The following is a 10,175-nucleotide window of genomic DNA, read 5'->3' as shown; positions in this document are numbered from 1 at the left end:
CGTCCGCCGCTCTCCGGCCCCGGCGGACAGCCCGCGTCCGCCGGGGCTCGGGCCGGTCGGCGGAAGGAACCGGATGAGTGTCATCCCGCAGGGGACTGCGCCCACTTCGGGGGACACCAGCGAGTCGGAGGGGTCCGAAAGCACGGAGGTCTGGCATCGAGCTCTGCTCGCCCTGGCCGGGGTGCTGCCGGATCCCCTGCTCAGCCGTGCCCGCCGCTGGCTGGCTGACGGGCGGTGTGCGGAGATGGCGCGCGCGGTCGCCGTGGCACTGGTCGCGGCGGGTGAGCCGATTCCCGCGGAGCTCGCGTCGACGGTCCGCGGGGGCCTTCGCGGGGCCGACGCCGATCTCAGCGCCATGGTGGCGATGCTTCCACGCGACGAACGGGGACCCGTGCCCTGGCGCTTCTCCTGCGCGGAAGATCGCTGGAGCTGCCTGCCGCTCGACCTGACCGGCAGCGATGCGGGCCCGGTGGCCGGTGGCAGCGATGCGGCGGCGGTTGCGGCGGCCGCGCTTCGATCCCGCCGGCCCGCCGGCCCCGCCGGTCGCGGTGGACGTCGCGCGCCGGGCCGCCGCCGACCCGGACCTGCTCGACCACGCGGCGCGCGGCGGGATGCCCGGCCGGCTCGACGAGGTCGCCGCGCACCGGATCCTCGCCGCGCTCCTGAGGGACAGCCTCACCGACACCGCCTACCCGGCTCCCGCTCTCGCTACGTGAGGCGATCAGCCTGGCATCGACGTCCGTGGTGGGCCCTGGCCCGGCCTCGAGATGAGGCGGCCGGGCCGGCCGGCCGCGCGGCGGCCGAGGCGGCGTGGCGGCTGCCGGAGGGCGAGACGGAACAGGTCGTCCGGGAACCGGCACCGAGCGGGCTGCGGCTGTCGAGCGGGTGGCAGCTGTCGAGCGGGCTGCAGCTGTGCAGACCGAGGCGGCAGGCCTCGGCCCGCAGCGCGCGCAGGCCGTGGTGGGCCCGGCTCTTCACGGTGCCCGCCGGCACACCCAGGATGGCGGCGGCCTGACCGGTGGTGCGGCCCAGCAGGTAGGTCTCGACGAGGGCGGCGCGGTGCGCCTTACCGATCCGCTCCAGCAGCGTGGCGAGCATCATCGTGTCGAGCAGCGACTCGCTGAGGTCGGGCTGGGTGGCCGTGTCGGCGTGCTCCGGCGTCAGTTCGAGTTCGATCGGCCGGGCGCGGCGCATGCGGTGGCCGTCGACGACGATGTTGTGGGCGACCCGGCGCAGCCACCCGTTCACCGAGCCCTTCTCGGGCACCAGGCGGTCGAGGTGGTTCCAGGCCCGCAGGAACGTCTCCTGGACGACGTCCTCGGCCCGCCCGCGGTCGCCGTCGCAGAGGCGGGTGACATAGGCGAGAAGTGCCGGCCGGTGCTCCTGCACGACCTGGTCGAAATAGTGCTCGACGGGCCGTGCCGCGCTGCCGTGTACCGCGATCGTCGACATGCTTCGACGATTTCGGAACGGCGCCCGTCGTCCCAGGGAGCGCGCCCCCGACCTGCGGGGCGGTCCCCACGGCCCCGGTAGGGACCTCCCTACCAGCGAACCCCTACCAGCGAACCCCTACCGGCGGCAGACCGACGTCCAGCGGCGAGGTAGCGGCCATGATCGCGGTTGTCGTGGCCCGTGGTGGAGGTGCGGAGTCGCTTTCCGGGGCCTTGGTCCGGGTGGCGTAGCCGTACACGGTGCCGACGACGGTGGCGAGGGCGAGGACGACGACGGCGATCGCCAGCGCGATCATCACCTCGCGGCGGCTGATGCCAGGCGGACGGGCGTCCTCGGGTGGCCGCCGTGCGGCGCCCGTCGAGCGCCCTCCGGTCAGCCGTCGATGCCCGCGTGCGGGGGAGGGGGGCTTCGGTGTCTCTCCGGCGGGGGGCGAGTCGTTGCCCTGGGACGGGCCAGGGGCCTTCCGGCCGGCGGGCGAGCTTCCGGCCGGCGAGCTTCCGGCAGGGGGAGCCTCGGTCCCGTCCTCGGCGGCGGTCCGCGTGGCTGTCTCCGCCGGGCTGCCCGCTGACGGGGGAGCCCAGCTGCCGTCCGCCGGGGAGGTGGCGGGGCCGTCCGTCGGTCGCCGGCTGTTGTCGGTGTCCGGTTGGACGTCGCTGCCGGCAGCGGGCGGTGTCTCCGACTCGGACGTCGCACCCGGCTGAGGCGACGCTCCCTCCTGAGTCGGCGCTCCCGGCCAAGGAGGCGTGCCCGGCTGGGACGGTGGTGCGTCCGGATCGGCGGCGGGCCGCTGCGCCTCCGTTCCAGCCGGGTATGGGACGGTGGCGGTGCTGCCGGGCCCGGCAGGCGGCTGCGCGGGTGCGATCGGTTCCGCGGGTGCGACCGGCTGCGCGGGTGCGACCGGTTCCGCGGGGGCGACCGGTGCCGCGGGTGCCGGGGGTGCCGGGGGTGCGGCGTCCCACGGTGCTTCGGCCGGGGGGAGCAGCGAGGCGGCGATCTGCGCGGCTCCCAGGGCCACCACATGCTTGGGGTGGATGTCGATCAGGACGGGGCGGCCGAACTCCTTCTCGACGGTGCGGGCGACCAGCGGGATCTGCGACGAGCCGCCGGCCAGCAGCACCGCGGTGAGATCGCCGGGCGTCACGTCGGCGGACTCCAGTGCCCGCCGCAGCCCCTCGACCGTCGCCGTGACCGCCGGCGCGGCCAGCTCCTCGAACCGGGCCCGGGTGAGCGGCACCTGCCGGCGGACGCCACTGAGGAACACGGGGATGGCCGTCTCCTCGTCGAAGGTGAGGGCCTCCTTCGCCAGCACGCACTCGTGCCGCAGGCGGGTGAGCGCCAGCGCGTCCGTGTCGGGGTCGGCGGCGGTGACCGCGCCGCCCAGCTCCTCGTCGACGTGCCGCAGCACCGCCTCGTCGAAGTCCACGCCGCCCAGCCACTCGACACCCTCCGGGGTGCCGAGCAGCCGCAGCCCGCCGCCCTCCCGCAGGAGGATCGCGCTGTCGAAGGTGCCGCCGCCGAGGTCGTAGACGGCGAGGACGTCCCCGTCGGACAGGTTCCGCCGCTCGGCGTAGGCGGTCGCGGCGGCCACCGGCTCGGTGACGAGCGCCACCTCGGTCAGCCCGGCCAGCTGGGGCACCTGCTCGAACTGCTCCAGGCGGTATGGGCCCCACACCGCGGGCCGGCTCAGCACGACGCGCGCTGGCGGCGCACCCTCCAGCCGGACGGCTGCGGCGACCGCGTCGCGCAGTGCCGCCGCGAGGAGCGCGGCCGGTGAGAACGGCGTGCCGCCCAGCAGCATCGGGGTCGGGTCGCCGAGTCGGCGCTTGAACTCACGCGCGGCCCGCTCCGGCTCCTGGCCGGCCCGGCGCTCCGCCGCGTCACCGGTCAGCAGCTGCCCCTCGGCGGTCGCGAACGCCACGGAGGGGACGGCGGTGCTCCGGCTGCCGAGGCTCACCATCTCCAGGCGACCGGGGCGGCCGGGGCGGCCGGTCGCCACCGCGGTGAACGTCGTCCCGAGATCGACACCCAGCCCGTAGATCACCGCGTCCGGCTCCGGGGGAGCGCGGTCCGTGACTGCATGCATCCTCCACGACACTAGGGCGATCCGAGGCTACCGCTCTCGGCCTAATGCGGAGAAACCAGCGGCAGAACACTCAGAACCTGCCGACCCGCGCATCGTCGACAAAGTGTGTCCAACCGGCCTGGCTCAGGTCGTCCTGCGGTCCTGCGGTCCTGCCGTGGGTCGCGGGGCTGGCGAAGCTGTTGCGGTAGGACCGCGGCGTGGTTCCGACCACCCGCCGGAACCGCTCGCGGAAGGCGGTGGGTGAGCCGAACCCGACCTGCGCGGCGATGCGGTCCACCGGATGCCCGGTGGCCTCCAGCAGGTGCTGGGCCCGGCGGATACGGGCCCGCAGCAGCCACTGCAGCGGGGTCGTCCCGGCCTGCTCGCGGAAGCGCCGGTTCAGCGTGCGGACGCTCATGCCGGCGCGCGCGGCGATGTCCCGCAGGGTCAGGTCGTTCGCGCAGTTCTCGTCCAGCCACCGCAGCAGCGGCTCCAGCTCCGACCCGCGGGGGGTGGGCGCCCGGTCGTGCGCGATGAACTGGGCCTGCCCGCCCTCGCGTTCCAGCGCCATCACCGACAGCCGCGCGGCGCTCGCGGCCACCGCGGAACCATGGTCGTTGCGGATCATGTGCAGGCACAGGTCCAGCCCCGCGGAGGCACCCGCGGACGTGAGGAACTGACCGTTGTCCACGTACAGGACATCCGGATCCACCTTGACCGCGGGATGGAGGGCGGCGAGCGCCTCCGCGGCCAGCCAGTGCGTGGTCGCCCGCAGCCCGTCCAGCAGCCCGGTCTCGGCCAGGATGAACGCGCCGGAGCAGATCGTGGCGATGCGGGTGCCGGCGGCCGCGGCGCGGCGCAGCGCGTCGAGCACCGCCCCGGGCGTGGGCAGGGGAGCCTCCCGACCGGGCAGGATGATCGTGTCCGCCGCCGCCAGCGCGGCCAGATCCCAGTGCGGCGTGAGGGCGAACGCGGCTGTCTCCACGGTCGGGGTGGCGCCGCACACCCGCACGCGGTACGGCGCGCTGCCATCAGGCAGCCGGGTGCGGCCGAACACCTCGATCGGGGTGGCGAGGTCGAACGCGACGACCCTGTCCAGCGCGAGAACGGCCACGGTGTGCATGGCACGAGCCTAGGAACCGGCGCCGGATGGTTGGCCGGAACCCGTGGGAACCTGGCGATCCAGCCACTCCTGGACGCCGCTCCCGCTGATTAGCGTCGCGGCCATGCCCGCACACATCGTGCTGTTCCACGGATCCGACGGGTCTGACCCGTTCAACCCGTTCAACCCCTGGGACGGCCCTGCCTCCCGCGACGTGCTCGCCGCCCTCCACGCGGCCCGCCACCCCCGGGTGTGTGCACCGTGACGAAGGTGCTGCTTTCGGCTCACGTGCTTGCCGTCATCCTGGCGATCGGCCCGGTCACCGTGGCGGCGAGCATGTTCCCCGCCGTGACCCGGCGGGTGCTCGCCGCGCCGGCGCCGGCGTTGGCCGCGCCCGGGGAGGCGCCCGACGTCACCGTGCTGCGCACCCTGCACCGCGTCTGCCGGGTCTACGCGGCGATCGGCCTCGCGGTGCCGGCCTTCGGCGTGGCGACCGGAGCCAGCCTCGGGATACTCGGTGACGCCTGGCTGATCGTCTCCGCGGTGCTCACCGCGGTGGCCGCGGTCCTGCTCGCCGTCGTGATCCTGCCCCGCCAGGACGACATCCTCACTGCGGCGACCAGGGCCGAACCGCTGGACGGGAAGCTGCCCGCGCGGCTGGCCATGACCACTGGTGTGTTCAACCTGCTGTGGGCCACCGTGACGGTGCTGATGATCGTGCGCCCCGGCTCGACCACCGGAGCCTGAGCCTCAGTTCAAGCTGCGGACGGCGCCGGGCGGGTGACGATGTCGTCGGCGTGCCGGGCGATCCAGGCCACCAGAGGACTCAGGTGGGTGACCAGATCGCCCCCGAGGCCGGTCAGGCTGTACTCCACGTGCGGCGGGATGACCGGGAACGCCGCGCGGTGCACGAGCCCGTCCTTCTCGAGGGTCCGCAGCGTCTGCGCGAGCATCTTCTCGCTCACGCCCTCGACGGCCCTGCGCAGCTCGCCCCAGCGCAGGGTCCGCCCGGCCAGCGTCAGCAGGACGAGGATGCCCCACCGGCTCGTGACGTGGTCGAGGACCGTGCGGGTCGGGCAGTCGCGGGGGAAGAAACCGCCCGCGAAGAGGGCTCGCAGCTCGGTGATCTGGTCGAGGGGCTGGGCGTCACCCTGGTCACTAACCATGGAGACAGTACCTTACCTGAAGGTGGGTACTAGGCGTAGGAAAGTGTTAGCGAGAAGGTCCTGACAGGCGCCGACAGCGCTGTTCACCACACCTGTCATCGGAGGACCCATGTCCATCGTCGTCACCGGAGCCGGCGGTCACCTCGGCCGGCTCGTCGTCGAGAACCTGCTGGCCCGCGGCGTCCCCGCGGGGCGGATCGTCGCGGGCACCCGCGACGTGGGCGCCCTGTCGTCGCTGGCCGAGCGGGGTGTCGACGTCCGCCGGTTGGACTTCGACGACCCGGACTCGCTCGCGGCCGCGTTCACCGGAGCCGAGAAGGCGCTGATCGTGTCGGGGACGGACTTCGGCCGTCGGGTCGAGCAGCACGTCGGCGCGGCCCGGGCAGCGCGTGACGCCGGTGCGTCGCTCGTCGCCTACACCAGCGCTCCCTACGCCGACACCACCGACCTGCTGCTCGCCGAGGACCACCGGGCGACCGAAGCGGGCATCCGGGCGCTCGACGTCCCGTTCACCTTTCTGCGCAACGGCTGGTACTTCGAGAACTACACCCAGCAGCTCCCGGTCTACCTCCAGGTGGGCGCGGTCGTGGGATCCGCCGGCGAGGGCCGTGTCAGCGGGGCCGCCCGGTCCGACTACGCCGAGGCGGCCGCCGCCGTCCTGAGCAGTGACGGGCACGAGGGCGCCGTGTACGAGCTGGGTGGCGACACCTCCTTCACCCTGTCGGAGCTGGCCGAGCAGATCACGAAGCACACCGGGCAGCCGGTCGGGTACCGCGACGTCACCCAGCCCGAGCTGGAGGCGGTCCTGACCGGCGCGGGTCTGCCCGGGCCGGTCGCGCATGTCCTCGCCGACACGGACCGGGCGATCGCCGCGGGACGACTCCTGATCGACACCGGTGACCTGAGCCGGCTCACCGGCCGTCCAACCACCTCACTGTCGGACGCCGTCGCGGTGGCCGCCGCCAGCGCGCCCGGTGCGGCAGGAGTATCGGCCCGGTAACCGGGCCGGGCTGGTCGGTCGGGGCGGCACGCGACCACTCCTCGGCGAGCACCCTGCGATCTCCGAGTATCGAAGCTCGGCAGCCGCGGCGGCCGGACACCGAGTGGGCGCCCCGTGGGCAGCCCGGTTAGCCGCACCGTTCCCCCGCCTCCCTCGCCAGCTTCCTGACGTCAAGCTCCCTTCCGGTCCCGGGATCAACGCCCGCGGGCTCGACCCAGCCGACGGCCACGCAGTCTCCGACACTCAGCGACCTCAGAACGACCAGGTCGGCCGCGTAGCAGTCGCCGGCCGCTTCCTCGGCGGCGACGCAGAGGCGCTCCTCGGAGAGGCTTGAGACTTCTCCCACGAGGGCGCCCTGCTCCTCCGCCGAGGTCAACGCGCATCCGGTCGCCAGGAAGGCGATGACCGCCCACGGCAGCAGGCCCTGTCCCCTCCGCCGGTGCCGCGATTCTGCGCGCATGACATCTTTCGTCTCATCTCCCGCTGCTGTGGGAGACAGTTTCACACGACTTCTGTGGAGGGCCGGCGCCCGGCGCGAACTGCCAGGTGAGCTCGAGACAGTCCAGCTTCCGCCGTCCGCCTTCACGAGGACGGCGTCGAAGTCGATCTCGGTCTTCAGCACGGCGCCACTGAAGATCGAGGCCAGATCCCGCTCTCCGATGGAGGCCATGGTCGCTGGCCTCGGCCAGCGACCAGCCGGTGCCGCGGCCGGGCGCGGTGCGACGCCCTCGGCGGCGAGCTCGTCGCTGATGCGCCGGCCGGTGGGAGAATCTCAGGGCCCAGGCGGGAGGCCGCCTCGGGAAGTGCGGTCAATGCTGTCTGCCTCGCGTTCCGGGACGGTGCCGAGCCGGCGGTGGGTGAGCACCGGGAACTCGGCACGTACGGCGGACAGCCGGGCGGGGTCGAGCGCGGCCCGCAGGACCGCGGGCTCGGTGCCGCCCCGGGTGAGGACCTCGCCCCACGGGCCGACCACGATGCTCGTGCCCGCCATGGCGGTGCCAGCCTGGCTGCCCGCGACGTTGCAGGCGACGAGAAAGACCTGGTTCTCCACCGCCCGCGCCCGCACCAGCAGCTCCCAGTGCTCCAGCCGCGCCAGCGGCCACGCGGAGACCACGACGACCAGCTGGGCGCCGCCGTCGACCAGGAGCCGGAACAGCTCGGGGAACCGCAGGTCGTAACAGGTGGCGAGGCCTACGGCGCCGAGCCCGGTGGTGCCGAGCCCGGTGGGCACGACGCGGACCTCGTCGCCGGCGGTCAGCAGCTTCGCCTCCGCCGACTCGTAGCCGAACAGGTGGATCTTCCGGTAGGTGCCGAGGACCGCGCCGTCGGGGCCCAGCAGGGCGGTGGTGTTGCACAGCGCGCCGTCGGGCGTGCGTTCGACGAAGCTGCCGGCGACGAGGTGCAGCCCGCGCTCGGCGGCCACCTCGCGCAGCGCGCCGATCATCGGGCCGTCCAGCGGCTGCGCCTGCTCCTCGTACCGGTCGAAGTTGAAGTAGCCGGTGGCCCACAGCTCGGGCAGGACGACGAGGTCCGTCTCCCGCCGGTCGAGCGCGCGCAGCTGGTCGAGGACCCGGGCCACCCTGCTGTCGTGGTCCTCGTCGTCGGGGCAGGCGAGCTGCAGCAGAGTCACCCGCACCGGGGCGGTGGGGTCGTGGACAGGTGCCTGCGGTGTGGTCGTCATCAGCGCCTCACTCCGCCCAGGGCGGCATCTCTGTTCCGCCGGCCTTGTTCCACCGGGAACGCGGGCCCGGCGTCGGTTCGCTACAGCCGGGTGAGGTCGATCCTGACCGGGAAGGGGGCGACCGTGTCGACGAGACCGGTGAAGACCTCACCGTGGTGGTAGGCCCTGGTGGCCGGATCGAGCACGTGGGTGTGGACGACCGGGACGCCGGCGGGGGGCTGCTCGACCCGCCAGTAGTAGGAGATGCCGACCTTCGCGTACTGCTCGGCCTTGACGATGCGGTCCGTCGTCTCCGAACCGGGGGAGACGACCTCGGCGACGAGCAGGATGTGCTCGGGGCGGGTCGGCGTGACGTCGATGGTGTCGGCGCGGTAGACGACCACGTCGGGGCGGCGGTTCGTCAGCGGGACGTCCTGCAGGCGGACGTCGAAGTCGAAGTCGGCGTTCCAGCCCGGCCCGGCGGCGGCCTCCAGGGCGACCGCGAGAAACTTGACCAGCCGGTTGTGACGCTTCGACGCGCTCGGGCTCACGACGACCATCCCGTCGACGATCTCGATGCCCGCGCACTGCTCGTCGGACCAGGAGTCGTACTGCTGCGCCGTGATCTGCTGGTGCATCCAGGCGGGAGCGATCATCTCCGTGGTGATGACGCGCCTCCTTCCGCGGCCCGGCCAGCGTCAGCCGTCCTAGCCAGGGTAACGCGCCCGGGCCCGCCCGGCGGCCGCCTCAGGCGTGCCCCGATGTGCCTCCGCAGGCCTGCGCGCGCCTAGGTGGGGGAGTCCCGAGAGTCGGGCGGGTCCGGGCTGTCGGCTCCGGCGATGAGGGTGAACACGCGGTCGCGCCGCCGGCTCCAGCGGGCGGCCCGTTCTCCGGCACGGGCCAGCTTCCGCTCGTCATAGGTGCGCCGGGCCCACGGGCTGCGCGGGGCGGCGAGCCGCGTCACGCCCCAGACTCCGATGACGGTCGCGAACACGCTGAACAGCGCCAGCCAGGGCTTTCCCTTGAGCGCTGTCAGCACCGTCAGGGACAGATTGACCGTGAAATGTAGCGCGCAGGCCCCGTCCTTCAGAGCGGGGATAGCGCGTCAACTCCGATATCAGGGTGGCGGTGGATAGGTGTATTCTGCCGGTCGTGGGGAGTCGGGTGGTGAAGCGGGCGTACCGGTACCGGTTCTACCCGACCCCCCATCAGGTGGAACAGTTAGCGAAAACGTTTGGTTGTGTGCGCTACGTGTACAACCGGGCGTTGTCCGAACGGCGCCGGGCGTGGGTGGGGGAACGGCGTCGGATCACCCATGCCGAGACGGACAGGATGCTCACCGGGTGGAAACGCGATCCCGGGACGGCGTGGCTCGCCGAGCCGTCGAAGGGCCCGTTGTAGGCGGCGTTGCGGCATCTGCAGAGGGCGTTCGTGAACTTCTGGGAGAAACGGGCCGGTTTCCCGTCGTTCAAGAAGAAAGGCAGGACGCTCGACGCGGCGACCTATTTTCGTAACTGCTTCACCTTCCGCGACGGGCGGATAAGGCTGGCTAAGCAGGACCAGCCGTTGGACATCGTCTGGTCGCGTCCCCTGCCGGAGGGGGCCGTGCCGTCGCAGGTGACGGTGTCGCGCAACGCCCGCGGCCAGTACCACGTCTCGATCCTGGTCGAGGAGACCGTCACCGGCCTGCCGGTGTCGTCGAGGCGGGTCGGGATCGACGCGGGGATCACGTC

General features: G+C 73.1%; 12 protein-coding genes and 1 pseudogene. 5 read left to right on the top strand and 8 right to left on the bottom strand.

Features of this window, described 5'->3' with window-relative positions; all coding sequences use genetic code 11:
* Positions 1-476: 476 nt before the first annotated feature.
* Complete coding sequence (locus B207_RS0114255) at positions 477-716, top strand: hypothetical protein (RefSeq protein ID WP_154675344.1); 240 nt, start codon at positions 477-479, stop codon at positions 714-716.
* Here B207_RS0114255 and B207_RS33905 read toward each other — a convergent pair.
* From B207_RS33905 to B207_RS33895, 3 genes are all read right to left on the bottom strand, one after another.
* Positions 709-1,452, bottom strand: coding sequence for a sigma-70 family RNA polymerase sigma factor (locus tag B207_RS33905; RefSeq protein WP_018637222.1), 744 nt, complete (start codon positions 1,450-1,452; stop codon positions 709-711). The genes B207_RS0114255 and B207_RS33905 overlap by 8 nt on opposite strands.
* Positions 1,453-1,555: 103 nt before the next feature.
* The gene (locus tag B207_RS36920) at positions 1,556-3,535 is read right to left on the bottom strand and encodes an Hsp70 family protein (RefSeq protein WP_051102529.1); all 1,980 of its coding nucleotides are present in this window, start codon (positions 3,533-3,535) and stop codon (positions 1,556-1,558) included.
* A 70-nt stretch (positions 3,536-3,605) separates the two neighbouring features.
* Complete coding sequence (locus B207_RS33895; RefSeq protein WP_018637221.1) at positions 3,606-4,637, bottom strand: GlxA family transcriptional regulator; 1,032 nt, start codon at positions 4,635-4,637, stop codon at positions 3,606-3,608.
* Between the two features lie 103 nt (positions 4,638-4,740).
* On the opposite strand from B207_RS33895, the gene B207_RS39740 reads away from it, so the two are divergent.
* Both B207_RS39740 and B207_RS0114230 read left to right on the top strand, forming a co-directional pair.
* Entirely contained in the window at positions 4,741-4,881 is a 141-nt protein-coding gene (locus B207_RS39740) for a hypothetical protein (protein WP_018637220.1), read from the top strand.
* Positions 4,878-5,363, top strand: coding sequence for a hypothetical protein (locus B207_RS0114230; RefSeq protein ID WP_018637219.1), 486 nt, complete (start codon positions 4,878-4,880; stop codon positions 5,361-5,363). The genes B207_RS39740 and B207_RS0114230 overlap by 4 nt, the downstream gene beginning before the upstream one ends.
* 8 nt (positions 5,364-5,371) lie before the next feature.
* Here the strand turns inward: B207_RS0114230 and B207_RS0114225 are convergent, their stop codons facing one another.
* The gene (locus B207_RS0114225) at positions 5,372-5,782 is read right to left on the bottom strand and encodes a winged helix-turn-helix transcriptional regulator (RefSeq protein WP_018637218.1); all 411 of its coding nucleotides are present in this window, start codon (positions 5,780-5,782) and stop codon (positions 5,372-5,374) included.
* A 109-nt stretch (positions 5,783-5,891) separates the two neighbouring features.
* Here B207_RS0114225 and B207_RS0114220 point away from each other — a divergent pair, with 109 nt between their 5' ends.
* Positions 5,892-6,782, top strand: a complete 891-nt coding sequence (locus B207_RS0114220; protein ID WP_018637217.1) for an SDR family oxidoreductase — start codon at positions 5,892-5,894, stop codon at positions 6,780-6,782.
* Positions 6,783-6,909: 127 nt separating this feature from the next.
* On the opposite strand, the gene B207_RS0114215 is transcribed toward B207_RS0114220, so the two are convergent.
* The 4 genes from B207_RS0114215 to B207_RS0114200 form a co-directional block, all read right to left on the bottom strand.
* On the bottom strand, positions 6,910-7,452 hold the full coding sequence (locus tag B207_RS0114215; protein WP_018637216.1) for a hypothetical protein: 543 nt from the start codon (positions 7,450-7,452) through the stop codon (positions 6,910-6,912).
* 102 nt (positions 7,453-7,554) lie between these two features.
* Positions 7,555-8,463 carry a carbon-nitrogen family hydrolase gene (locus tag B207_RS0114210; RefSeq protein WP_018637215.1) on the bottom strand — a complete coding sequence of 303 codons (909 nt, stop codon included), beginning with the start codon at positions 8,461-8,463 and terminating at the stop codon, positions 7,555-7,557.
* 80 nt (positions 8,464-8,543) lie between these two features.
* Positions 8,544-9,098: a Uma2 family endonuclease gene (locus B207_RS0114205; RefSeq protein WP_018637214.1), complete on the bottom strand. Its 555-nt coding sequence runs from the start codon at positions 9,096-9,098 to the stop codon at positions 8,544-8,546.
* 131 nt (positions 9,099-9,229) lie between these two features.
* Positions 9,230-9,481, bottom strand: a complete 252-nt coding sequence (locus B207_RS0114200) for a hypothetical protein (protein ID WP_018637213.1) — start codon at positions 9,479-9,481, stop codon at positions 9,230-9,232.
* A gap of 128 nt (positions 9,482-9,609) precedes the next feature.
* Between B207_RS0114200 and B207_RS42850 the strand changes: the two are divergent.
* A pseudogene (locus B207_RS42850) lies at positions 9,610-10,175 on the top strand (RNA-guided endonuclease InsQ/TnpB family protein); the annotation flags it as partial.

It is taken from the genome of Parafrankia elaeagni, from assembly GCF_000374165.1.
Lineage (GTDB): Bacteria > Actinomycetota > Actinomycetes > Frankiales > Frankiaceae > Parafrankia > Parafrankia elaeagni.
This window is presented reverse-complemented; position numbering and strand designations above follow the sequence as displayed.